We start from the raw sequence: 25953 nt of genomic DNA, 5'->3' as shown, positions 1-25953 counted from the left end.
AATTTTCAGCATTACTTTTTTTTCCCTATCCCATAATCTACCCCTTAATAAACAGTTCAAAATAAAAAAAAATATTTATTTCGCTAATTCCAAAGACTTAAAAAGTCTAAGTGTTAGGTGTGGATTTTTTTTAAAGACTGCCTTTAAAAGATTTGAAATTTGAAAGAACTACGGCAACTGTGGTGTCGTTTAAAATGGTATGTAACTTTCTAAATTGTGGTCTGTACGCACTTGTCAATACCCAAAGATACTTCGTTTTTTCAGGAAAATTAGTTCTCATTATCTTATAGTCCTCATAACTTGCCGAGATTCCAATTTTTGGCTGTTCAATTAATACAGATTGAATATCTTTAATTTCCCTTTCCAATTCTTCTGGAGATCGCTTATGTAATTTTGGTTTTAGATAATAGCTCGTGTTATAACCAGCAAATGAGAATTTTGGTAAGCCGTTAGGTGACCGTGTTTCTATTAATATTTTATTTTTAGGATAATTTCTAGCCTCAAATAGAGTGTTCAACTTAAAAAAAATAGCTTCAGAATTGGTACTATCTAATTTTTTTATATCTAACCATAGAAAAGGAAATTCGTTGGTCTCTATTTGATTAAAGTAAGTTTCAAAAGTTAACCCAATGGACTCTATTGGCGAATGACTGATATCTAAAACATCTGTTTCGCTGGTATAGCCTAAATCAAATTCTATCCCATTGAAATATCTTAGAGCTTCTTTTTGCTTTTCTAAACTGTTAACTCTATGCGCAAATACTCTGTCATAGTGGCCTAAGAACTCGATTCTTCTTGGAGTAAACCTATATAAATAGGCAGAAACGAACAGAATAAAAATAGTAAACACAACTAATTTCCCGTATTTTCTCATAATTCTGTAAATTTTTACTAGGCTCTTTAAATTAATTTTTATCCTTTATAATTCGCCGCTCTTTATTATTAAAAATTAAGGTAATTATAGTATTCGATTATGTTTACAAATCATCGTAAAATCGCCCCTGTCGTAACTGGCGAGTTTTAACCTTAAATTCCTTGTTAAATATACTTTTTGTACTATCTACTCCTTTAAACTTTACTTTTATCAAATCTGAAAAGCTATGGGTGAAATCTTCTAATGCATAGGGTTGTTTTACATTTTTGAAAGCTGCTGCAATCAATGCCGGATTCTCTTTTTTATACCTTTCCGAAAACCACGCAATAAACGGCACATCGTGCATTGGCCGCGTTGCTTTGCTACCGTGATGCCCCACAAAATCTATAGTATCGAAGACTTCGTCCCCGTGATCTGAAAAATAAACAACAAAGCTCGATTTATTTTCACCTTTTACCATTTCAATAATTCTACGCACTACAAAATCGTTGTAACGCACAGCATTATCGTATTCATTTACTTTTAACTTAGAGTATTCTGTTTTAAACTTAGTGCGCTCATTAACCCCAGAGAAGTAGTTAAACGCTTCTGGGTATCGCTTTTTATATAAGCCGATGGGTTCCTATTAAATGCAGAAAAACCAACTGTCTCTCTCCATTCCTTTTCAGAGCTTTCGCTAATTCTGGTAGAACATCTTCGTCGTAGATGGAATAATTATAGCTATTAGTGGCCAAAAAACTAGTTTGTTTTGCGGCGCTTCCGATAATAGTTGGTATGCTTTCGGTAAACCCTACGGGTTCTTGGTTAGAAATCCAATGTGTATTAAAACCTGCAGAATTTGCTAATTGTACCACCGAAAAATTGGCGTTGTGTTGTGGTGTTTCAAAACTATGTAACGCCAAGTCTTTTTCGAATGAACGAATGGTCATTACGTGCGGAGATATCGCATCTTCAAAAACGAATAACTCCTCTTTAATTTCTGAAAGTAAGGGGTTTATTTTTCGATTATACCCATACAATTGCATATGCCAACGCGATGTAGCTTCTCCAATAATGACAACACCTATTTTAGGTACCAAATCCTGTTGAAGTATCGTAATATTCGAATTTAGCGGTTGTGCCAAATCTGTGAGCACATTTATTTTAGCCTGGTTGTATTCTTCTAAGGATTTCGAAATGGTAAAAATCAAACTATGCTCTTTAAACGAACGCTTTAAGAAATAGACACTTGCCAATATTGAGAACACAACAAGTCCTTTAAATAGGATTGACTAGTACTCTATTTTAAATAACGCAACCGTTTTGTTTTTTAAAAAGAGAATAATACAAAAAACTAAAACAGGTACAAAAAGCAAAATAAAAATAAGAGTACCGTTTATATAACTCGATAAAAATTCTAAAGCTTCATTTTTATTAGTTTCAAATAACACAAACAAAGACGACGCAGTAATTTTCACCTCAAAAGCGGCATAGAAAATCAGTTTTATACCAGAGAAAAAAGTCAAAAGTAAAAGCATTAAAGCCAATGCTCCTTTTTTTAATATTTCTCTTTTACTAAGGTAGAAAAACCAATGCTTATTGCTGTGAATAAAAATAACGCCCCAACCTCTTTAAGGTAATCTTCTATAAAAGGTATTAAAAAGCACCTAAAACCATAAGCATAACCAACGGGTACGCCAGCAAAAGAGCTTGACGACACAAGGGTTTACAATTTAATTTTAGGGCGTTATACATAGAAAGCATAAATCTATTTCATATACTTTCCTTTTTTACTTCCTGCGTAAATTTCGTATTTTACTAAACGCGAATCTAAACGCGCATTCATTAAGTGAATTTTACGAGAAGGTCTTAACCCTACGTGTTTTAAAGCCTCTAAATTAGAAGTAATAAACCAAGCATCTGTATTGGCGTAATTTTGTTTTAGGGTATCCCCTATGTTTTTATAAAAACTTTCCATATCAATATCTAAACGCTCTCCGTATGGAGGATTAAACACCATATGTAATTTTTCTTCGCCACCTTTTTGCGTTTTGAAGAAATCTTCGTGTTTAATGGAAATAAACTCTTCTAAATGTGCATTCTTAATATTCTCTTTGGCTTTAGTTACAGCACTTGGCGACTTATCGAAACCAAATATTTTATGATGAAAATCTCTTGTTTTATTAAGTAGAGAGGCTTCAATTTTTTCAAATAACTCAACATTCCAGTCTTGCCAGCGTTCGAAAGCAAATTCTTTACGCATTAAATTTGGAGGAATGTTACACGCAATCATAGCGGCTTCTGCCAACATCGTTCCACTACCACACATAGGGTCCATAAAATCGGATTGGCCATCCCAGCCGGACAAGATAATTAGTCCAGCGGCTAGCACTTCGTTTATGGGTGCAATGTTAGTTGCCGTTTTATAACCACGTTTGTGTAAGGATTCTCCAGACGAATCTAGCGATACATTACAAACTTCGCGATCAATATGAATATTGATTTTTAAATCGGGAAATTTTAAATCTACATTTGGGCGCTCTCCGGTTTCATCTCTAAATTTATCGACAATCGCATCTTTTGTTTTTTGAGAGATATATAAAGAGTGCGTAAAAACGGTAGAATTTACCGTCGCATCTACAGCTAAAGTGCCTGATGGTTTTAAATACTTACTCCAATCCATTTTATAAATTTGGTTGTATAAGTCTTGTTCGGTTTTAATTTTAAAACTATTTATAGGTTTTAAGATTTTTGTAGCCGTACGCAGCGCTAAATTGGCTTTGTACATAAACCCTTTGTCACCAACAAAACTTACGTTTCGCACTCCAGTTTTAACTTCTTGCGCACCAAGTTGAATTAATTCGTTTGCTAATATATCTTCAAAACCAAATAAGGTTTTGGCAACCATTTTAAAATTTTCTTCCATTGAATTCGTGTAATAGATTGCAAAAATACTCTATTTTTGTGCCAAACTTAATGTTTTATTAAAAATAGGGTTAAGGATTGAGCAATTGTTGGAGCTCTCCCGATAACTATCGGGAAGCGACTTGCGAAAGCCTGGTGCGTTTTCGCCTAAGCGACACGCAAACCCCAAAACAATTATATGACTAAAAACACACAAAATTGGTACGCGTCTTGGTTCGATTCGCCGTTTTACCATACTTTATATAAGGGCAGAGATTATAAAGAAGCTGAGGCTTTTATGTACAATCTTACCAATTATTTAAATATTCCGGAACATGGAGAGATTTTAGATTTAGCCTGCGGAAAAGGTCGACATGCAGTGTATTTAAACAGTATTGGTTATAATGTTACGGGCGTAGATTTGTCTGAAAACAGTATTGATTACGCCAAACAATTCGAGAATGACACCTTACATTTTAAGGTGCACGATATGTGTAAACCTTATAACAAGCGGTTTGATGGCGTTTTTAATTTATTTACTAGTTTTGGTTATTTTGATCAAGAAATCGATAATTTAAACACTATTAAGGCGATTCAAGCGGATTTAAATGCTAGCGGTTTTGGAGTAATCGATTTTATGAATACTGAATTCGTCATTGATAATTTGGTGCCTGAAGATATTAAAACGGTTAATGGTATTGACTTTTTACAGCAACGCCGCGTTGAAAACGGATTTATTATTAAAGATATTTCGTTTACCGCTGAAGGTGAGGATTATAAGTTTCAAGAGCGCGTTCGTGCGTTTACTTTAGCTGATTTTGAAACTCTTTTTGAACAAGCTGGCGTATATTTACTAGACGTATTTGGTGATTACCAGCTTAATAAATTTCATAAAAAAACGTCGGAACGTTTAATTTTAATTTTCAAATAAACTAATGCTTATTAATATCGTTTTACCCATATTATCTGTTGTTTTAGGCTTTTTAATTGTACTTATTTTAAAGCCTAAACAGAGTAAAAACTTAAAGCTTTTACTCGCTTTTAGTGGTGCTTTTTTATTATCGATTACCGTATTTCATTTCTTACCAGAGGTATACCATGAAGACTCCCATTCGGTGGGTGTTTATATAATGTCTGGGATATTGTTGCAAATTATTTTAGAATTTTTCTCTAAAGGTGCCGAGCACGGCCATATTCATTTAGATAAAGAAGCGGTAAATTTCCCTTGGCTACTTTTTATAAGTTTAAGCATTCACAGTGTTTTAGAAGGTATTCCTGTAAACGGGCACCATAATTTAATTTACGGTATTATTATCCATAAATTGCCTGTTGCCATTATTTTAGCAACGTTCTTTAGAGCGTCTAAAATGAAAACCCCTAAGGCTGTAGCGTTTCTTATTCTGTTTGCTTTAATGACGCCTTTGGGCGTGTTTCTAGCCGCTAATTTTAATTTCATTCAACATTATTTTACAGAAATATCGGCGGTGGTTATTGGTATCTTTTTACATATTTCAACTACCATTTTATTTGAAAGTAATGAAAACCACAAGTTTAATGTCACCAAATTATTAACCATTATTGTTGCTATTGTTTTAGCTTATTTAATATAAAAGTATGTTTAGTAAAGAGGAGTCTAGAAAAATGCGTGAAGAATTTTGGATTAGCTACGGCAAGTCTTTTCCGCGAAAATGGGTGTTATACGATACAAAAATTAAAGGCTTTAGCTTTAAATTTCATTTTGATAATAAAACCGCTGCCGTCTTTTTAGACTTGGAAGACGATTTAGAAAACCGTATTACCTATTGGGAGAAACTAACGGCAGTAAAAGCCATTTTAACTTCAGAATATCTACCGGAAGCGATTTACGACGAAGACTATTATTTAGACAATGGGAAAGAGATTTCTAGAATTTCTGTGACACTAGACCAAAAGGTATCGATACATAATAAGAACTCTTGGCAACACGTAATGCTTTTCTTTAACGAAAACATGGGTGCTTTTGAAGCCTTCTTTGCCGAATATGAGGACTATTTAAAAATGTAACTTGTTAATTATCAGGTCTTTTTAATAAAAAACAATAAAAAAAAGTATACTTTAAAATAAAACACTACATTTGCACCTTGAAAAAATCCGAGATGCGGATTTTATATTCCTCAGAGTGAGGATGTGTTACTAGAAGTAAGGTTTTAAGTATATTCGATGCGCTTCTACATGTAACACCCACATTACGCCATTGAATACTTATAATAAAGAATGAACACATTCCAAGATTTAGGTCTTAACGAAGACCTTTTAAAAGCTATTACAGATTTAGGTTTTGAAAAACCTAGTGAAGTCCAAGACAAATCAATTCCAATTTTATTAGAGTCTGACACCGATTTAGTTGCATTAGCACAAACGGGTACAGGAAAAACAGCTGCATTTGGTTTCCCTATGCTTCAAAAAATAGATTCTTCTTCTCGTACAACGCAAGGATTAATTTTATCGCCCACTCGTGAGCTGTGTTTGCAAATTGCAAACGAAATGAAACAATATGGTAAATATTGTAAAGGTTTAAATGTGGCTGCCATATATGGTGGCGCTAGCATTACAGACCAAGCAAGAGAGGTGAAACGTGGCGCACAAATTATTGTGGCGACTCCGGGCCGAATGAAAGATATGATTAACAGACGTCTGGTAGATATTTCTAAAATTCAATTTGCAGTTTTAGATGAGGCCGACGAGATGTTAAATATGGGCTTTAAAGAAGACATTGCAGATATTTTATCGCATACTCCAGAAGAAAAAAATACGTGGTTATTCTCGGCAACAATGCCAAAAGAGGTTTCTAAAATTGCTAAGAAATTTATGAAAGAACCACAGGAAATTACTGTGGGCCATAAAAACGAAAGCACAAGCACCGTTTCTCACGAGTACTTTTTAGTAAATTCTCGCGACCGTTACCAAGCTTTAAAACGCTTAGCTGATGCAAATCCTGATATCTTTTCAGTAATATTTTGTCGTACAAAAAGAGACACTCAAAAAGTTGCCGAGCAATTAATTGAAGATGGATACAGTGCTGGTGCATTACACGGAGATTTAAGTCAGAATCAACGTGATATTGTAATGAAGCAGTTTAGAACGCAACAAATACAAATGCTTGTGGCAACAGATGTTGCTGCTCGTGGTATTGATGTAGACGATATTACACACGTAATTAACTACCAATTACCAGATGAAATCGAAACGTACACCCACCGTTCTGGTCGTACAGGTCGTGCTGGTAAAACTGGTATTTCTATGGTTATTGTTTCTAAAAGTGAAGTTCGAAAAATAAAAAGTATCGAACGTATCATTAATAAGAAATTCGAACTTAAAGAAATTCCTAGTGGTATAGATATTTGCGAAGTACAATTAATGTCGTTAGCAAACAAAATACATACTACAGAAGTTAACCCAGAAATAGCTAAGTATTTAGAGAGCATTAACACGATGTTCGAAGAAACAACGAAAGACGAATTAATTCAGAAATTTTTCTCTGTAGAATTCTCTCGTTTCTTCAATTACTACAACAAAACAAAAGACTTAAACGTAAAAGCCGGATCTAGTAGAGACTCTGAAGGAGAATCTCGCGCTTACAGCACAGATGCAGCTCGTTTCTTTATTAACGTTGGTGAAAAAGACGGTTTTGACTGGATGAAATTAAAAGATTTCTTAAAAGAACAATTAGATCTTGGACGCGATGATGTCTTTAAAGTAGATACTAAAGAAACATTCTCTTTCTTTAATACTGAAAAAGAATTGCAAGACAAAGTGTTAGCGTTCTTTACAGATTTTAAATATAACGGGCGTTTTGTAAACGTAGAAATCACCGAAGATAAACCAAGCCGCGGCGGAAGAGGTCGTGGTGGTAAATTTACAGGTGGCGGAAGACGTCGCGATGATAAAAAAGACGGTGGAAAACCACGTTCATTTGGAAATTCTGGAAGTTCTCCTAATAGAAGTGATAGACGTAAAAAAAGTGATACATCGTCATCGAAACCAAGACGTAGCGACTCAAGAACTGAAACCTCTGGAGATTCTAGACCAAGACGTTCTAGACGTTAAACGTTTTTGTTAATTTTAAGCAAAAAATAACTTTAAAAGTACTAAACAATTATATGTTTAGTACTTTTATAGCTTATACCAATAACATATATGAAATTCTTATTTGCTTGTATTCTTCTTTTTTCTTCTCTCGTTAGTTTCTCTCAAGAGAAAGTCACAGAAGTTCTAGGTGTTATAGTCGACGCAACGACTAACCAAACTTTAGAAGACGTGAATATCGTAAATATTAATCAAGTTATTGGTACTACCACTAATACCAAAGGGGAGTTTAAACTTAGAGCGAAAACCAACGACACCCTTCACTTATCTTATATTGGTTACAAATCTATTAAAGTAAAAGTAACGAACGACTGGATTAAATTTGGGAGTTCAAAAATCACCTTAACAGAACTTGCTCTCGCTTTAGAAGAAGTGGTGGTAAACGAATTAAAGCTTACGGGATATTTAGAAGTCGATATAAAACAAGTAGAATTAAACACCAATTACCGTTACAGTATTTCGGGGCTATCTACAGGATATGAGGCAGGAAACAAATCTAGAAGTGCTATTGATAGAGTTTTAGGTTCTATTTTTAATCCTTTGGATTTTTTATATAACACCTTCAGTAGCAAAGGACAAGAGCTTAAAAAGCTAAGGCAGATGAAGAAAGACGACGAAATAAGAGCGCTACTCGCCTCTCGTTTTGATCGTGAAATGCTGATGGTTTTACTACAAGTGAACAAAATTGACTTAGACGAAATTATAACCCAATGTAATTATTCTAAAGATTTTATAAATACAGCCAACGATCTTCAAATTTTAGACGCCATTAGCGAATGTTATGAAGAGTTTAAAGTGCTTAACCGCAACGGCAAAAGAAGATATTAAAATAACCCCACTCATTTCAAGGCTTACAATTTAGAATACGTTACTTTAGATACAAATCTTCTAAGTTAAAAGCAGCCGTAAGAAGGTAAAAGCAGATTGTGTTATATCACGAGTACTGTTATTTTTCGAGTCTTCAGCGTCGTATCTGTTTTAATTACAATTAGCGCCGGTAAGGCGCCATCTAAATAAGAGGTTCGCAATCTATACAAGATTAAAGGTTATGATAATAAATGCCGCATTTTAAAGAAAGAAGCCAGAGCCACTTTGGTCGTATCTTGTTTTTTTTAAGATAAATTTTATTCGATGTATATTAATAGAATGCAGCAATACCTTTTTAAATATTTCCTTTTTTTGAAGACATTTATGCTATTAGGCACGTTAATAGTTGTAAATTAAACGGTATCTAGGATTATAGACACTACTGTAATTACTAAATCAAGGTATACATACACAACTTTCCTAATTTTTAAAAATGAATAGATTTATATTTTGAAATCATAAAAATAGCAGTTAATTTTACAGAACTTATTATTAATCTAAATTCAATATAAAATGAAAAAATTACTTTTAGTATTCTTGGCTGCGGCTGCATTTAGTTGTGGTGACAACAAGAAAAATGAAAAAACAGAGATGAAAATGGACACCCCAATGGAAGAGAAAGTTGCGCCTGAAGAAATTATTATGGATTCAAATGTAGCTGTCGTAACCATTGAAGGTAATGACCAGATGAAATATAATAAAAGCGAGATTCGTGTTAAAGCTGGACAAACAGTAAAATTGACGTTAAAACACGTGGGTAAAATGAAAAAGATGGTAATGGGTCATAACTGGGTTTTATTAACACAAGATGCTGACATGGCTACTGTAGGACAAGCAGGTGCTATGGCCGCAGACAACGACTATATTCCAGCGGATATGACAGATATGATTATTACGCATACTAAAATGCTTGGTGGTGGCGAAAGTGATACCATTGAATTTGAAGCTCCAGCTCCAGGAACCTACACCTTTATGTGTACTTTCCCAGCACACTATGCTTTAATGCAGGGTACGTTTATCGTTGAATAATTATAAATACAAGGTTACGAGGAGTGCAATCTGAGTACCGAAGAAAAAAAGCGCTTAAATAAAATTAATTTTATTTAAGCGCTTTTTTGTTAGTTATAAAAGGAAGATATCTGGGTTAATAAGTAGGCTATTACCTCCTCTTCTATTATTATTTATGCCTTTATAGTAATTGCATTAGCCATAAATAAATCGTCTAAACGCTTTAATTTTGGATATAATTCTTCAGCAAGAATTAAAAATTGACATTTTTCAATACTTTCAGGCACTCGAATAACATCGTTATAATATTTAGCTTTTATCACAAATTCGGCATCTTCAATAACAAACAACTTCAATTGCGTTACATTAATTGCATTTAGAAAAAATAATTTATTTAAACGCTTTGGCGTTACAATTACAATATCCTGACCAATATAAATATCTTCTTTTTCGGTGTCTATATCGTGCTCTTCATAGGCGGTGTAAATTCGTAAATCTGTACGTCTTGTAAACTCTAAAAAAGCATCTTTTAGGTCTATTGCTGCCTGTTTGTCCTTAACGAGTATTAAAGCTCTAGGCGCATCTTCAAAAGATCTACTTCCCAATATTTGCATCGTCCCAATAATCATAGCAGTCGTTTTACCCGCTCCCTTTTTCCCTATGCCATAAATATCTATTCCAGATTTTATTTTCGGTAAAAGTCGTTTCTGAAAAGACGTTGGCGTTTCAATTTCATTGGTAATTAAAGCTTCTTTAATTTCTGGATTTAGCTTTTTAAAAGACATATTTTTCTTCTATTTTTTAAGCCACTAAATTACTCGATATTAATGACGCGGCAAAATACAGTGCCGTTTTGTTTCGATAACAATTAGCGCGTTAGCAACTGCGATTTATTTTTTGGCACGGTGCTTGTATTTTAGTCACTATTCAATCTAAAACCTATTGTTATGAAAAAAATGATCTATTTATTTTCAGCTTTACTATTAATAAGTGTTGCTGTTAGAGCAGAAAGTGAGCCTCATTTAGAGTCCTCAAATTATTCGCGATTTTATGGGTACGATAAGTCTTTCATCTTTGTAGAGCAAGGTATTGAGTTTTCAGTGTTCCCAGATGGCCAGTTTGATTTCCACCTTCCTAGTTACGGCGCCAATATAAATGTTTCAATGGGTTCGCCAAATGTTCATATTAGTTTCAATTCGGGTTACGATTACGGTGCTTATGTGCAATATGATGACTATGGTGCGATTGTTCAAATTGAAAATGTTCCGATTTTTTACGATTACTACGGAAGAATAAATCAAATTGGCAACGTTTTCGTTACTTACAATCATCACGGTTTCGTCTCGCGTCTAGGTGGTTTACACGTGTATTATAATGGCCACAATACGTTTTCTCATTTTAGAGGCTACATAAATGTGCACAACAGACATTATGTGCGTAGACCTTGGCATTCGTATTATAGAATTCCTACACGCCAGTATTGCGTAGTGTATAACAAACCGTACCGAAAACACTATAAAGCGGTGCGTTACCATTACAATTCGCCTTACGTTAACAATAGTAGAAGACGCACGGCGGTTGCCAACAGAAGAGGCCTTTCTATTAAAAGAAATAGAAATTACGCGTCTCGTACCGATGGTAGACAACGTATTGCTAATAATAGCTCTAGAAACCGAAAAACTTCGCGTGCAACATCTTCGCGTTCGCAAAATAAAAGTAATGCAACAAGAAGCACAACACCAAGACGCACCACTGAAGCTCGGTCTGATAAAAACAACACGAGAAATACAAAGGCAAACACACCTAATCGCACGAAGAGAAACGATCGTGTATCGACACCTAAAAGAGCCGAAACAAAATCGGCGCGAACTCAAGAGAGAAGTTCGCGTTCTAAAGGAGAAATGAGAAGTCCTTCGGCCCGTAAAAAAGCGCAACCGAGAAACCCTAAATCAAGGGAACGTTCTTCATCTTCTAACCGTTCTAAAAGTAAATCAGGAAGAATATAAGCTCTTTTGTAATATAAACTTCACCTATTGCTCCTCTTAAGGTTTCAATAGGTGTTTTTATTTAAAACTATTTCTAACGTTTCAATAGCTTATTAATCAAATTTGTAATGTCTATAGATAAATTAAATCGGTAGACAACAAAACCATAAAACACACTTAATAACAATGATTTTAAGGCGATATTAATTACAGGATGAAATGGGAATTCCCAAAAGTAAAAACAGAAGCCGCAAACAGTAATTAAAGCTAAAGTCTTGTAGGTGTTTTTTGTAAATGGTTGCATATTAAATTTTAAATACACAAAAATAACCTTGATTGTATTATATAAAAATATGGTAATACAACTCGCATAAGCCGCTCCATTAATACCAAACTTCGGAATAAAAAGAGTATTTAACAGCACAGTTGAAATTGCTAATAAAACGCCCAAAAACAACACGACTCGGTAATAATCACTATTAAACAGAATCGCATTATTATTACCTAACGCATTATCAGATAATTTCGCTAACCCAATAACAAGAACGATAAGGAGCCCGTTTGTATAGCCGTCTGCCATTAAAACATATAACTGATTGATATTTGAAATAATGATTAGAAAAATAAATCCACTAATTATAAGCAGACTTAACGCACTTTTTTGGTAGAGTCTTTTAAGTTCGACCTTATTACCATCATTTAGCAATTTTGCCGTTAGCGGATACGTTATTTGGTGCATTGAGCGCAAGGGCACTCCAATAACTGCTGCAATATAAATGGCTACGCCATAAAAAGCCACATTTTCTATAGCGACATATTTACCAATCATAAACTTATCAATCTCTAAAATGATATTAGCGACCGAACCCGCAATAATAATTAAAGACGTGTATTTTAATATTCGAGATATCCCCTTAAGTTGAATGTGCTTTATAGACGGAAATCGTAAACTATAAGCATACAATTTCATTATTATCATTCTCACCACATATACCGCTACAATCGCCTGAATTAATTCCTGAGTATCTAAGTAACCAAAATACAACAAAAGCAATAAAACAGTAGTGCACCCCCTATGAAACACTTCTTTCATAAAATTACCAATCACACTTTGCAACTGTACTTTGCTCCACGCGTAAAACACCTCGAAATAAGCAAAAGCAATCGCTGTGATAATAATATACCACGTATAATCGCCCACAATAGGATTTTCTTTAGAAATCCAATCGCTTATAATATCGAAAGCAATAAAACTGATACCAATGGCCGGAATAATAACAATAAAAGGTAACAACAGCATTAAGGTTAAAAACCCGTTTTGGGATTGCCGTGTTTTAAAAGAGGAATAGAATTTTACAATGGTATTATGTACGCCAAACGCCATTAGTGGCATCATTATATTGGCGGTAGATAAAATAAAAGTTATCACACCAAAATAGACAGGATCTATAAATTTGGTAAATAAAAACAATACGTTAATGGCGCCTATTCCAAATCCTACATAGGTAATTACCGTGTTTTTAATAGATTGATTAACGACTATTCCCATTATAAAAGTTCAGCTAAAGATTTGGTTACATTTCTTCGACTGTATTTTTGTAAACCAATCGCCTGGGTTTTTAAGTCACCCCTTTTAAAGGCCTTGTAATGTGTTTTAATTGTAGATTTTAAAGCCTCGTAATCGCCGTAATTAAAATAGCTCCCAGTATTGGTTTCTTTTAAAATATCCTCCACGTCGCTATCAATGGGGCCAATAGCAATTATCGGTCGCTCGGAAACCATATACTCAAATAACTTACCCGGAATAATCGCTTTTGTTTCGTCGGAATCAATTTCAACTAATAACAATAACTGTGTTTGTTTTTGATGCACTATGGCTTCATTATGAGAAACATAACCCACATTATTTAAACAATCATTTAAACTATACTTACTAATAGATTGTACTACAGAATCACTTACAGCGCCAACCAGTTTCAACTGAAAATCCGATTTAAAGTCTTTATCCTCATTTCGTAAATCGTGAAGTACTTTCCATAATATTTCTGGATTTCTTTCTGATAAAAAAGATCCAATATGCGCCAAGCTAAACTTAGAGTCCCTAACGATAGCTTGGGGTTTCTCGACATCATAACCATTAGTTATGACGGTTATTGGTTGTTTGGTTAGTTGCTGAAATTCTTTTTTTGTGTTATTACTCGTCACAATTATTTTATCGGCAGTAGTAAGCACCTGCTTTTCTAAATTTTTATGTTTTTTCTGAGAAGCTTGAGTGAGTCTTAATTTTTTATGATACCCGATCGACGTCCACGGATCGCGAAAATCGGCAATCCACTGTACGCCAAGATTTTCTTTAAGCTGCAAACCAATTAAGTGTAGGCTATGTGGCGGTCCGCTAGTTATAATAGTGTCTATCTTATAATCTGAAATATAAGTAGACAGATACGCCACAGAAGGCTTTATCCACCCTTTTCTGGCATCGGGAATAAAAAAATTGCCGCGAACATAAAGCATTAGCTTCTCTATAATCCCTAATTTTTTATTCTCAGGAATAATACCTTTACTTATGGTTTTTGATTTATTAGACAGAAATCCTGCGAACTTATAAGGCTCTTTTATAGGCTGCTTAAGCACTGTTACTTCATCTGATACTTCAGGTAATAAACTTTCATCTACAATGGGATAATTGGGGTTAGATGGGCAATAAACGATAGGTTCAATTTGAAATTCGGGTAGGTATTTTACGAATTTCAACCAACGCTGAACACCAGGCCCTCCTGCAGGTGGCCAATAATAGGTGATTATAAGTACCTTTTTATTCACTTAATTTCTTTCTGTTTTTAAACTCATAAAACAAACCACCCAGTATTAATATCGCTAAAAGAACAGACGATGCTAACGCAATACTACTTCCGGTTTCTACCACTTGCGGTTCAAATTTAAATTCTATAACACTTCTTCCTTTTGGTGTTTGCAGTCCGCGTAGCGTATAATTTACTTTATGAATAGGTTTTAATTCGCCATCTACATAAGCGTTCCAACCTTCTTTATAATACATTTCTGAAAACACCGCAAACCCTTCATTTAGGTTCTTAGAGTCGTATTTAATATAGTTTGGCCTATAGTCTAAAACAGTTATAGACGCTAAAGAATCTACAGTAAAAGCACTTTCTATAGCTTCATTAGTTGTAATTGCTATTGCTTTATTATCTAATTTATTTAACGCTAGTATTTCTTCGTCTGGAGATGCAACAGATTTTACCTGGCTAACAAACCAAGCATTCCCATTGGCATCTTCATTAGTAAAGACAGCGGTACCTTGCTGTTCGTCTGGTACAATAATATACTTTGCATTAAGCATATTTAGTACGTTAATATTATTCTGAGAAATATAAAAGTCAAACACCTCGTTGTAACGCTTTAATTTTGCAGCGTGATAACCAGTTAAGGAATTATGGAAAAACGATGCTCTAGCCCCGCCAGACGCCAAATCGAACACTCTATAGTGAGATGTGTCTTTAAGTATTTGTAAATCGGAGGTATTAGGCTGATATGGCTGTTCTACTTTATTTGCAGACACAAAATTATCGTTATTAACATAGCGCCTATCTACGCCCACTAAATCAAATACAATTAAGACTGCAAAAACAATAATAACTTTAGTTTCGTTTAATTTTTTCTTTAAGAAGAAGAAAATCGTTCCCGCTGAAAACAATACTAATATTAAGGTTCTTAGAGTATCGTTTGTGAAGAGTGTTTTTCTATCTTCCACTAAAGCACTAGCAAAATCTAAACCATAATTTTCACGAAACATTTGATCTCTCAAGCCTATAAAATCAAAAAATACTGATTTAAAAACTAAAAACACCACGGCTAATCCCGCAGTAATTCCTACAGAATATTTTAAAGCTTTCAGTTTTTCTTCATCACTATTAAAAGCGTTAAACAGCTTCACCAAACCGAAAATTCCTAAAATTGGAACACATAATTCTAAAATAACTTGAACAGAACTTACGGCTCTAAACTTGTTATATAAAGGCATATAATCGATAAATAAATCGGTTAATACACCAAAATTATTTCCGTAAGATAATAACAGAGATAATACTGTACCACCTACTAGCCACCATTTTAAACGGCCTTTTACTAGAAATAAAGCGAATACAAACAAGAAAACAATAACAGCTCCAACATATGCTGGCGCTTCAACAATAGGTTGATCTCCCCAATACATTGGTGCGTGTTTCACCGCTTCTTTAGCTTGTAACGGACTCGCTCCTAACCCTAAGTATGCGTCATAAAGATTTGAATCTTTACCGATATCCTCCCCCATTCCTCCTCCCATAAAGCGAGGAATAAATAAGTTGAATGTTTCTAATTTACCATAGCTATATTCGGTAATATATTCAGTAGTTAATCCTGAAGACGCTGCTTCTTTTTTAGAGCCGTCCGCGTTAATAGTTAACGCACTAGGACCACGTGTGCTTTCTTTTACATATTCTTGCGTCGCTAAAAGCCCTGTAGCATTCAAACCAATAGCAACAACAAGCGCCACCGTTAAAATCCCTACCGATTTAAAATAATGCGGTAACACTTTTTTGCGATACGCATCTACTAAATAAGCGACTCCTAAAACAACAACCAACAGCATCAAATAATAGGTCATTTGATAATGATTTGTCACTAATTCTAAGCCTAACGCAAGTGCTGTAATTATAAAACCAACAATATATTTTCGTCTAAACGTAAGAATAATCCCACTTAAAACCAGCGGAAAATACGCAATGGCGTGCGCTTTAGAGTTATGCCCGACGCCTATAATAATAATTAAATAGGTAGAAAAACCAAAGGCCAAAGCGCCTAAAGCTGCCAGTTTATAATTGACTTTTAAACTGAGTAACAGAATATAAAACCCTATAAAATAGAGAAAAAGATAATCGGCAGGTCGCGGTAAAAACCGAAGTGCCAAATCTAATTGTTTAATGTAGTTGTGCGGATATTTAGCTCCCAGTTGGTAAGTTGGCATTCCAGCAAAACCACTATTGGTCCAATACGTTTCTTGTCCGGTTTCGGCTTTAAATGCTTTGTGTTGCTTAGCCATCCCCTCATAATGCACAATATCACTCTGTAATATTTGTTTACCTTGCAATACGGGACTAAAATAGGCTAATGATAAAATAATAAACCCTACAAACACTAATAAATGTGGCAGGATTTTTTTAAAAGAAACGTGCATAAAATGTGTTAAAACTATGAGCTTGAAAAATACTCATATTTTTCGAGATTATTCAAATTTGAAATTGAAAATAGTTTTAAAAGGTAAAAACAACTGAAGATAAAGCCTAAGCGTTAATCTACTTCCTCATAATCAACATATTCGCCAACATTTTTATTAGACGTTGAATTTTGCGGCATTTTGTCTATTGTGATTTCACCTTCTTTTTCTTTAGTTTGCTGTTTTTGTTGCTTCTGCTGATTAGCAAAATCCTTAAACTGAGCACCGAATTTTTCTTGCACTTTTTTAGAAAAATAGCGCATTATCATCGGTGCAAATAATCGAGATACTATTTTATAACCGTAATAAAATAAAAGAATAAAAAGTATAGTTTTTAAAATTCCCATATTATAGATACTTGTTGGTGTAATTTTATTAAACACAAAAATACAATACTATGAGAGTAATTTCAGAATTAATTCCTTAAAAAAAATATAAAATCTCTATATTTGGAGCAAAACCCAATACCTATGTCAATAAAGAAGTTTTATGCGCTTGCACTTCTCTCTATTGCAAGCTATACTTTAAATGCTCAATATACAGAAGTTATTAATTCTAACCGGCCTGGCGTATCTCGATCGGCATTTTCTGTCGGTACTAACGTCGCTCAGTTAGAAATTGGCCCATATATGATTAAGGAATCGCACACACCATTAAAATATGAAGTGTCTGGTTTTGGTATCGATTTTGCTGCGAGATACGGTTTTTTATTACCTCAACTAGAACTTAATATTGAAGGAACCTACCAAAATGATACGTTTAAAGACAGTCGCTCCGTTATTGCACTAGACACAAAGCGATCTAATTTCAAGAACTTGGTAATCGGGGCTAAATACCTGGTTTACGACCCGTATAAAAATGCGAAAGAAGAAAAACCGAATATTTTTAGCTATCACGCCAACAGAAAATTTAAATGGAATTCTTTAATTCCAGCAGTTGCCGTTTATGCAGGTGCTAATTTCGATTCTAAAGACAACCCATATACTGCACCTGGCGTAGAAGGCATTAGCCCTAAAATAATGGTGTCGACTCAAAATAATTTTTCCAGTGGTTGGGTATTAGTTTTAAACTTCTCTAAGGACAGAATTGGAACAGACTATTCCGATTTCCAATATATTGCCACCGTAACAAAATCGATTACAGATCAATGGGTTTTATTTGGTGAAACTCAAGGAATCCAGAGTGATTTTTATGCCGATAACCTATTCCGTTTTGGAGGTGCTTATTTGTGGGGAAGAAATTTTCAGTTAGATACCGCGGTAACTTTCAATACGAAAGACACACCTTCCGTTTTTGGTGTTAACTTTGGAGCCTCCTACCGATTCGATTTTCATAAGGATAAACTGGATAATGGAACGTCTGCAGAAGATGAAGCAGAACGTAAAGCCAATAAGAAAAGACAAAAAGACAATAAAAAAGCTAATCGCTCTTCTGAAAAGAGAGAAAAAGAAACTCAGGTTATCGATTTCGATGATAACTAATCGCTACTAAACTTATATGATTACAGTAAAAAAAATCGACTCAAAACAAGGCTTAAAAGCATTTGTGAAATTTCCTTTTTCTATTTATAAAGATTCAAAATATTGGGTTCCTCCTATTATATCTCAAGAACTTGAAACATTTGATAAAAACAAAAATCCTATTTTTAAGGATGCTGATGCCACTTTCTTTTTAGCTTATAAAAATGATAAAGTAGTCGGTCGTATTGCGGCAATTACAAACTGGCTTGAAATAAATAACCAAAACCAGAAAAAAATGCGCTTTGGTTGGTTCGATTTTATAGACGACTTGGAGGTTTCTAAAGCGTTAATTAATGAAGTGAAAGCCTTGGGAAATCATCACGATTTGGAATACATGGAAGGCCCTGTAGGTTTTTCTAATTTAGACAAAGTAGGTGTTGTTACAGAAGGTTTTGATCAAGTTGCTAGTATGATTACATGGTACAATCATTCTTATTATGTTAACCATTATGAAGCTTTAGGTTTTAAGGTCGAAAAATCGTACTCCGAGAATAAATTTCCTTTTAAAAACGTACATCCCGATTACTTCTATAAAGCACAAGAACTTATTAAAAAGCGTTATAAACTGCGTGCTTTAAAACTCACTACGACTGAAGAGGTTATGCCATATGTCGATAAAATGTTCGATTTATTTAATTCCTCTTATTCGCAACTATCGTCTTTTGTAGAGATTACAGATATTCAAAAAGAATTCTTTAAGAAAAAATTTATCAGTTTTGTAAACCCCGAATATATTAAATTTGTTGTTGATGAAAATGATGAAATGGTAGCATTTGCTATTGTTTTACCTCGATTTGCAAAAACACTTCAACAGATAAACGGAAAATTATTCCCTTTTGGTTTTTTAAAATTATTGAAAGCTAAAAAAGAAAGTAAGGAAGTGTTATTCTATTTAATAGGGGTAAAACCAGAGTATCAAAATAAAGGAGTACACGCCGTTATTTTTAATGAGTACTATAATACATTTACCGAAAAAGGTATTGAGACGTGCTATAGAACGCCAGAACTTGATGATAATGACGCTATATATAAGATATGGAAACACTTTGATGCCAAAGTAATTATAAGACGTAAAACGTTTAGAAAAGAATTATAAGACGCTACAGTGGGATTTAAAACGGATAGATTTACTTGAAATAAAAACAAAAAAAATCCGATTCAAAAATGAATCGGATTTTTTTTACTTTATATAGTGTCTATTCTCCCATCGCTTTAATTAGATCGGCAGACATACGTCTATAAGTACCATTTACTAAGCGCTCTCTAATCGCTTCGAAAGCATCTAAAGTCTCTTCAACATCTATAAGAGTATGCGTTGCTGTTGGTATCATTCTTAATAAAATCATTCCTTTTGGAATTACGGGGTAGACGACGATCGAGCAGAAAACGCCATGGTTTTCTCTTAAATCTCTTACTAGCGCCATTGCTTCCGGAATACTACCCTCTAAGTATACTGGTGTTACACAACTTTTGGTTGTACCTATATCGAACCCTCTTTCTTTTAAACCCGATTGTAATGCATCTACAATTGTCCATAGATTTTGTTTTAATTCGGGCATTGTTCTTAGCATATCTAAACGCTTCAAAGCACCCACTACAAGTTGCATTTGCAGCGATTTAGCGAACATTTGAGAACGTAAATTGTATTTTAAATAATCAATTATTTCTTGATCGGCAGCAATAAATGCACCTGTACTAGCCATTGACTTAGCAAACGTTGCAAAGTATACATCAATTTCATCTTGAACACCTTGCTCTTCTCCTGCTCCGGCTCCAGTTTTACCTAACGTTCCAAATCCGTGAGCATCATCAACAAAAAGTCTGAAATTAAATCTCTTTTTTAATGCTACTATTTCTTTTAAACGTCCTTGCTCTCCACGCATTCCAAAAACACCTTCGGTAATCACTAAGATACCGCCGCCTGTTTGTTCTGCCATTTTGGTAGCACGTTCTAAGTTTTTTTCTAAACTTTCAATATCATTATGTTTATAAGTAAAACGTTTACCCATATGCAAACGCACACCATCTATAATACACGCATGCGCATCTACATCGTAAACAATAATATCATCTTTAGCAACAAGTGCATCTATAGTAGACACCATTCCTTGATAACCAAAGTTTAATAAATAAGCCGCTTCTTTATTTACAAATTGGGATAATTCATTCTGTAATTTCTCATGAAGATCTGTATGCCCCGACATCATTCTAGCTCCCATTGGGTAAGCCGAACCATAATCTGCCGCTGCTTCAGCATCCACCTTCCTTACTTCAGGATGATTTGCTAAACCCAAGTAATCGTTAATACTCCACGTTATTACATCCTTTCCTTGAAATTTCATTCTGTTAGAAATCTGTCCTTCTAATTTTGGAAAAACAAAATATCCTTCAGCTTGTGCAGCCCATTTCCCTAATGGCCCTTTGTCTTTGTATATTTTTGCGAATAAATCTTTCATTTAATGTATTATCTTAGTTTAGGTGATGCGAAATTAGGCATTTCTACCTTTTTTGCATAATCTTTTTACATTCTATTATTAACAACACAATAACCCGACTAATTTTCTTTATATAGTCAGCTTTTCATTTTGTATTATGTTTCAGTTATTTAACGTATTGTATTGTTTGCGCAGCTTCTTCGTTTTGACTATCGAAAAACCCTTGTTCGTTCATCCATTTATCGCTGTATACTTTACTCATATAGCGCGACCCGTGATCTGGAAAAATAACAACAACAACATCGCTATCTTTAAATTCGCCGGCCTCGTTAAGTTGTTTTACTGCTTGCATCGCCGCTCCAGAGGTGTAGCCTACAAATAACCCTTCTGTGGTAGCTATTTCTCGTGCAGTATGCGCACTCGCTTCATCTGTTACTTTTACAAACTCATCGATAAGATCGAAGTCTGTAGCTGTAGGAATTAAATTTTTACCTAAACCTTCAATACGGTAAGGGTAAATTTCTTTTTCGTCAAATTCGCGTGTTTCGTGGTATTTTTTTAATACAGAACCGTAAGCATCGACTCCAATAACTTTTACGTTAGGATTTTGCTCCTTTAAATACTTAGCCGTTCCAGAGATCGTTCCTCCTGTTCCGCTACACGCTATTAGATGCGTTATTTTACCATTTGTTTGTCCCCAGATTTCTGGCCCGGTACTTTGGTAATGAGCTTCACCATTTAAAGAATTAAAATATTGGTTAATATAGACAGACCCTTTATTTTCTTCGTGTAAGCGTTGTGCCACTTTGTAATACGATCTTGGGTCGTCGGCAGCTACATTTGCGGGACAAATATAAACCTTAGCTCCCATTGCTTTAAGCATATCTATTTTGTCTGGAGAAGACTTAGAACTCACTGCCAAAATACAGTCGTATCCTTTTATAGCACTCATCATAGCAATACTAAATCCTGTATTTCCAGATGTTGTCTCTATAATTGTATCTCCAGGTTTTAAAACACCCTCTTTTTCTGCTTGCTCGATAATATATAAAGCAATTCTATCCTTAGACGAGTGTCCTGGATTAAACGCCTCCACTTTCGCTAAAAAGCTACCTTTACAATTAGAAGTTATTTTTTTTAGTTTAATTAAAGGTGTGTTCCCTACTAGGTCCAACACACTATCATAAACATTTTTATTATCGTCCATAAATATTTTTTACAGGTTACTTTCAGTTAGATAAATGCAACTTAAACCCCGCTAAATTAAGCATTTTTTTTTTAATGCTTAATTCCTTCAAGATCTAATAAAAAGGCATATTCTAAAGCGACCTCTTTTAAACTTTCAAAACGCCCTGATGCACCACCGTGACCGGCATCCATATCAATAGAAAATAATAATTTATTAGTATCCGTTTTTAACTCTCTTAATTTCGCTACCCATTTTGCTGGTTCCCAATATTGTACCTGAGAATCGTGTAAACCTGTAGTCACTAACATATTTGGGTACGCTATAGCTTCCACATTATCGTACGGTGAATACGATTTTATATACTCGTAATATGCCTCTTCATTTGGGTTCCCCCATTCGTCATATTCTCCGGTTGTTAAGGGGATTTCTTCATCTAACATCGTGGTAACTACATCTACGAAAGGCACCGCAGCGATAACGCCATTGTATAATTCTGGTTTAATATTAACGATCGCTCCCATTAACAATCCGCCAGCACTTCCACCCATTGCGTATAAATGTTGGGGAGACGTATATTTTTCATCAATTAAAAACTCAGAACAATCTATAAAATCGGTAAAAGTGTTTTTCTTAGTCAGCAATTTACCGTCTTCGTACCAATTTCTACCTAAATATTCGCCCCCTCTAATATGAGTAATCACATATATAAATCCGCGATCTAATAAACTTAAACGAATGGTAGAAAAATAAGGATCTATCGTCGCACCATACGAACCATAGGCATATTGCAACAGTGGGTTGCTACCGTCTAAAACGATTCCTTTTTTATACACAATAGACATTGGTATTTTCACACCGTCTCTCGCCGTTGCCCAAACACGCTTAGATTCGTAATTATTTTTATCGAAAGTATCGCCTAGAACTTCTTGCTCTTTTTGAACAATTTTCTGACGCGTTAAAAAATTATAATCGATAACAGAGTTAGGATCTGTAAGCGAATTATAACTATATCTTAAAAAGGTATTATCAAAATCGGGATTATTTCCAATGCTTGCGGTGTAGGTTTCATTTTCAAAAGGTAAATAATAGTCCTCTTCTCCATTCCAACTTATAATACGGATTTGGTTTAATCCATTTTCACGTTCATTTACCACAAGATAATCTTTAAAAATCTCAAGATCTTCTAATAAAACGTCTTTACGATGCGGTAAAACATCTACCCAATGCTCTTTTGAAGTATTAGTTTCTAACGTTTTTTGTAATTTGAAATTGGTCGCGTTGTCCTTATTAGTTAGCACATAAAAACTATCCTTATAATGTGCGATAGAATATTCTAATTCGCGTTCTCTTTCTTGAAACACTGTAAAGGTCTCGTCTGGGGTATCGGCATTTAAAATTCTATATTCTGAAGTTAGCGTGCTAGACGAACCAATAATTAAATATTTTTTAGATTTCGACTTATAAACGTAGGTGTTAAACGTATCGTCTTCTTCTGTAAAAACGAGAGTGTCGTTTGAAGCATCAGTATATAATTTATGCTTGTAAATAGTATCCGATCGCAAAGTCACTTCATCTTTCTTACTGTAAAACAAAGTCTTATTATCATTTGCCCATGTCGCGCTTCCGGTGGTGTTTTCAATTTTATCAGAGAACACTTCACGGGTTACTAAATTTTTAATCTGTAAAGTATATTGCCTTCTACTTACCGTATCAATACAAAAACTTGCCATTGTATTATCTGGACTTATAGAAATCCCTCCTAATTTAAAGTAAGCAAAGCCTTTGGCCATTTCGTTACAGTCGAAAAGGATTTCATCGTCGGCATCTAACCTGTCCTTTTTACGTAAGTAAACAGGGTAATCTTTTCCTTTTTCGTAACGCGTAATGTACCAGTATCCATTATACTTATAAGGTACCGAGGTATCGTCTTCTTTTATGCGCCCTTTCATTTCCTCGAACAAATCAGCTTGAAATTTCTCAGTATGCTTTAAAACTCCTTTGGTGTATGTGTTTTCGGCTTCTAGATAATCTATAACCGACTGGTCTTCACGATCGTTTAACCAAAAATAGTTATCAATTCTAACATCGTTATGTCTTTCTAAAATCTTAGGAATTTTATTCGCTATTGGTGGTTGCAATGGTGCTATATTAGTGCTCATAATTTTTAATTCAATGGATGCAAAAATAAAACTTCTAAACAAGAATTGCTGCTCATTTTTGATATATCTCTAGTTTCTATTTTAATACAAATCTATTTTATAAATTTGTAGTCTAATAACTTTAAAATCTAAAATTATGTTTGGTGATATTATGGGAATGATGGGTAAATTAAAAGAGACCCAACAAAAAGTTGAAGAAACAAAAACACGCTTAAATTCTGTATTAATAGATGAACAAAGTAGCGACGGCCTTTTAAAAGTGACACTTACCGCAAACCGAACGATAAAATCTATTGCAGTAGACGATACATTACTTAAAGATAAAGAGCAATTGGAAGATTATTTAGTATTAACCTTAAACAAAGCAATAGAAAAAGCAAGTGCCATTAACGAAGCCGAACTTGCTGCAGTTGCTAAAGACGGAATGCCAAATATTCCTGGTATGGACGGAATGTTTAAATAATTAAAATATAGATTATATAAAAAAAAGGAAGCTGGCGGCTTCCTTTTCTTTATGCTATTTACTGCTATTAATAAGCGGTGCTTACATCGTTCTCAATACTCTCAAAAGATAATCGTGCTGCTCATTTGTATAATCTAAATGTGTAACCAGACGCAATTTACCTTTACCCATAGCACTAATTTGGACATTTTTGGTGTTTAATTTACTTTTAAATTTTCGCTCCTCTTCTTCATTTTTTAAACTAAAAATAACAATATTAGTATCTACTTTTTCTACATTGCTTACTTGAGGCAAATCCTTTAAAACACCTGCTAATTCCTTTGCTTTTTTATGGTCTTCCACTAACCGTTCTCTATTATTATCTAACGCATACAGACCAGCCGCTGCCAAATAACCTATTTGTCGCATACCGCCACCAAAAACCTTTCTAATTCTTATCGCATTTTTCATTATATCCGCATCACCTACTAAAATAGATCCTACGGGGCACCCCAATCCTTTGCTTAAACACACCGAAATGGTATCGAAAATGCGCCCATAATCTTGAGGCGTTTCTTTTGTCTCGGCTAGAGCATTCCATAATCTAGCGCCGTCCAAGTGCAAACCTAAGTGATGCGTATCGCAAACCGCTCTAATTTTTAATATCTCCTTAAAATCCCAGCACGCGCCGCCTCCTTTATTAGTCGTATTTTCTAAAGCCACTAATCGTGTTAACGGGCTGTGGTAAAAGTCGGGCGGATTAATTGCCTCTTCTACTTGTTGCGCCGTAAACATACCACGATGTCCATCTAACAAATTACAAGACACTCCGCTATTAAACGATGCACCACCACCTTCATAATTATATATATGTGCATATTTATCGCAAATTACTTGATCTCCAGGGTTGGTGTGCAACTTAATAGCCGTTTGGTTAGCCATCGTTCCACTAGGAAAAAACACTGCTTTCTGTTTTCCAAATAGTTTTGCTACTTTAGACTCTAACGCATTTACGGTTTCATCTTCGGCATAGACATCGTCCCCTACTTTTGCTTGCATCATAGCCTCCAACATTTCTTTCGTAGGCTTGGTTACCGTATCACTTCTTAAATCTATTATCATCATTAAAAATTTAGAGTATAAAATTATAAAATAACTCGGTAATTCTTTTAGGTTATGACTTATAATTCT

At 34.4% G+C, this 25953-nt stretch carries 24 protein-coding genes; 10 read left to right on the top strand and 14 right to left on the bottom strand.

The window, feature by feature from the left end:
- Positions 1 to 130: 130 nt before the first annotated feature.
- The 5 genes from ES676_RS10230 to ES676_RS10215 form a co-directional block, all read right to left on the bottom strand.
- Positions 131 to 874 (bottom strand): PI-PLC domain-containing protein, encoded by a 744-nt coding sequence (locus ES676_RS10230; RefSeq protein ID WP_148370230.1) that lies wholly within the window; start codon positions 872 to 874, stop codon positions 131 to 133.
- 103 nt (positions 875 to 977) lie between these two features.
- The gene (locus ES676_RS15185) at positions 978 to 1490 is read right to left on the bottom strand and encodes a sulfatase-like hydrolase/transferase (RefSeq protein ID WP_148370229.1); all 513 of its coding nucleotides are present in this window, start codon (positions 1488 to 1490) and stop codon (positions 978 to 980) included.
- Positions 1477 to 2121, bottom strand: a complete 645-nt coding sequence (locus tag ES676_RS15180) for a sulfatase-like hydrolase/transferase (RefSeq protein ID WP_148370228.1) — start codon at positions 2119 to 2121, stop codon at positions 1477 to 1479. Before ES676_RS15180 ends, ES676_RS15185 begins: the two co-directional genes overlap by 14 nt.
- A 24-nt stretch (positions 2122 to 2145) precedes the next feature.
- On the bottom strand, positions 2146 to 2391 hold the full coding sequence (locus ES676_RS14725; protein WP_170234448.1) for a hypothetical protein: 246 nt from the start codon (positions 2389 to 2391) through the stop codon (positions 2146 to 2148).
- A 230-nt stretch (positions 2392 to 2621) separates the two neighbouring features.
- The gene (locus ES676_RS10215) at positions 2622 to 3779 is read right to left on the bottom strand and encodes a THUMP domain-containing class I SAM-dependent RNA methyltransferase (protein WP_148370227.1); all 1158 of its coding nucleotides are present in this window, start codon (positions 3777 to 3779) and stop codon (positions 2622 to 2624) included.
- A gap of 177 nt (positions 3780 to 3956) precedes the next feature.
- On the opposite strand from ES676_RS10215, the gene ES676_RS10210 reads away from it, so the two are divergent.
- The 6 genes from ES676_RS10210 (at position 3957) to azu (ending at position 9778) form a co-directional block, all read left to right on the top strand.
- Complete coding sequence (locus ES676_RS10210; RefSeq protein WP_148370226.1) at positions 3957 to 4688, top strand: class I SAM-dependent methyltransferase; 732 nt, start codon at positions 3957 to 3959, stop codon at positions 4686 to 4688.
- A gap of 4 nt (positions 4689 to 4692) precedes the next feature.
- Positions 4693 to 5367 (top strand): ZIP family metal transporter, encoded by a 675-nt coding sequence (locus ES676_RS10205; protein WP_148370225.1) that lies wholly within the window; start codon positions 4693 to 4695, stop codon positions 5365 to 5367.
- Between the two features lie 4 nt (positions 5368 to 5371).
- Positions 5372 to 5800, top strand: a complete 429-nt coding sequence (locus ES676_RS10200; RefSeq protein WP_148370224.1) for a DUF4268 domain-containing protein — start codon at positions 5372 to 5374, stop codon at positions 5798 to 5800.
- A gap of 210 nt (positions 5801 to 6010) precedes the next feature.
- Positions 6011 to 7843 (top strand): DEAD/DEAH box helicase, encoded by a 1833-nt coding sequence (locus ES676_RS10195; protein ID WP_148370223.1) that lies wholly within the window; start codon positions 6011 to 6013, stop codon positions 7841 to 7843.
- Positions 7844 to 7933: 90 nt separating this feature from the next.
- A complete protein-coding gene (locus ES676_RS10190) occupies positions 7934 to 8710 on the top strand; it encodes a carboxypeptidase-like regulatory domain-containing protein (protein WP_148370222.1) in 777 nt (258 codons plus the stop codon).
- Positions 8711 to 9340: 630 nt separating this feature from the next.
- Positions 9341 to 9778: an azurin gene (gene azu / locus ES676_RS10185; RefSeq protein ID WP_317130825.1), complete on the top strand. Its 438-nt coding sequence runs from the start codon at positions 9341 to 9343 to the stop codon at positions 9776 to 9778.
- 152 nt (positions 9779 to 9930) lie between these two features.
- Here azu and ES676_RS10180 read toward each other — a convergent pair whose 3' ends face one another.
- The gene (locus ES676_RS10180; RefSeq protein ID WP_148370220.1) at positions 9931 to 10542 is read right to left on the bottom strand and encodes a DEAD/DEAH box helicase; all 612 of its coding nucleotides are present in this window, start codon (positions 10540 to 10542) and stop codon (positions 9931 to 9933) included.
- Positions 10543 to 10704: 162 nt separating this feature from the next.
- Between ES676_RS10180 and ES676_RS10175 the strand changes: the two genes are divergently transcribed.
- A complete protein-coding gene (locus ES676_RS10175; RefSeq protein WP_148370219.1) occupies positions 10705 to 11763 on the top strand; it encodes a hypothetical protein in 1059 nt (352 codons plus the stop codon).
- A gap of 73 nt (positions 11764 to 11836) precedes the next feature.
- On the opposite strand, the gene ES676_RS10170 is transcribed toward ES676_RS10175, so the two are convergent.
- The 4 genes from ES676_RS10170 to ES676_RS10155 all read right to left on the bottom strand — a co-directional run bounded on the left by ES676_RS10170 (position 11837) and on the right by ES676_RS10155 (position 17364).
- On the bottom strand, positions 11837 to 13291 hold the full coding sequence (locus ES676_RS10170) for an oligosaccharide flippase family protein (RefSeq protein ID WP_148370218.1): 1455 nt from the start codon (positions 13289 to 13291) through the stop codon (positions 11837 to 11839).
- Entirely contained in the window at positions 13291 to 14565 is a 1275-nt protein-coding gene (locus ES676_RS10165; RefSeq protein WP_148370217.1) for a glycosyltransferase family 4 protein, read from the bottom strand. Before ES676_RS10165 ends, ES676_RS10170 begins: the two co-directional genes overlap by 1 nt.
- Positions 14558 to 16978, bottom strand: coding sequence for a YfhO family protein (locus tag ES676_RS10160; protein ID WP_148370216.1), 2421 nt, complete (start codon positions 16976 to 16978; stop codon positions 14558 to 14560). Before ES676_RS10160 ends, ES676_RS10165 begins: the two co-directional genes overlap by 8 nt.
- A 113-nt stretch (positions 16979 to 17091) precedes the next feature.
- A complete protein-coding gene (locus tag ES676_RS10155; RefSeq protein WP_148370215.1) occupies positions 17092 to 17364 on the bottom strand; it encodes a DUF4834 family protein in 273 nt (90 codons plus the stop codon).
- Between the two features lie 123 nt (positions 17365 to 17487).
- On the opposite strand from ES676_RS10155, the gene ES676_RS10150 reads away from it, so the two are divergent.
- Both ES676_RS10150 and ES676_RS10145 read left to right on the top strand, forming a co-directional pair.
- On the top strand, positions 17488 to 18498 hold the full coding sequence (locus tag ES676_RS10150; protein ID WP_148370214.1) for a transporter: 1011 nt from the start codon (positions 17488 to 17490) through the stop codon (positions 18496 to 18498).
- A 16-nt stretch (positions 18499 to 18514) separates the two neighbouring features.
- On the top strand, positions 18515 to 19633 hold the full coding sequence (locus ES676_RS10145; RefSeq protein ID WP_148370213.1) for a GTP cyclohydrolase: 1119 nt from the start codon (positions 18515 to 18517) through the stop codon (positions 19631 to 19633).
- Between the two features lie 100 nt (positions 19634 to 19733).
- Here the strand turns inward: ES676_RS10145 and ES676_RS10140 are convergent, their stop codons facing one another.
- The 3 genes from ES676_RS10140 to ES676_RS10130 form a co-directional block, all read right to left on the bottom strand.
- Positions 19734 to 20993, bottom strand: coding sequence for an aminotransferase class I/II-fold pyridoxal phosphate-dependent enzyme (locus ES676_RS10140; RefSeq protein WP_148370212.1), 1260 nt, complete (start codon positions 20991 to 20993; stop codon positions 19734 to 19736).
- Positions 20994 to 21138: 145 nt separating this feature from the next.
- Entirely contained in the window at positions 21139 to 22179 is a 1041-nt protein-coding gene (locus ES676_RS10135; protein ID WP_148370211.1) for a PLP-dependent cysteine synthase family protein, read from the bottom strand.
- 71 nt (positions 22180 to 22250) lie between these two features.
- Positions 22251 to 24320, bottom strand: a complete 2070-nt coding sequence (locus ES676_RS10130; RefSeq protein ID WP_148370210.1) for a S9 family peptidase — start codon at positions 24318 to 24320, stop codon at positions 22251 to 22253.
- Between the two features lie 136 nt (positions 24321 to 24456).
- On the opposite strand from ES676_RS10130, the gene ES676_RS10125 reads away from it, so the two are divergent.
- Entirely contained in the window at positions 24457 to 24783 is a 327-nt protein-coding gene (locus ES676_RS10125; RefSeq protein WP_148370209.1) for a YbaB/EbfC family nucleoid-associated protein, read from the top strand.
- Between the two features lie 81 nt (positions 24784 to 24864).
- Here ES676_RS10125 and ES676_RS10120 read toward each other — a convergent pair whose 3' ends face one another.
- Positions 24865 to 25884 carry a threonine aldolase family protein gene (locus tag ES676_RS10120; protein ID WP_148370261.1) on the bottom strand — a complete coding sequence of 340 codons (1020 nt, stop codon included), beginning with the start codon at positions 25882 to 25884 and terminating at the stop codon, positions 24865 to 24867.
- Positions 25885 to 25953 lie beyond the last annotated feature (69 nt).

Source organism: Bizionia saleffrena (assembly GCF_008086175.1).
Lineage (GTDB): Bacteria > Bacteroidota > Bacteroidia > Flavobacteriales > Flavobacteriaceae > Bizionia > Bizionia saleffrena.
The sequence above is the reverse complement of the archived record's forward strand: the minus strand, read 5'-3'. Positions and strand labels throughout refer to the sequence as shown.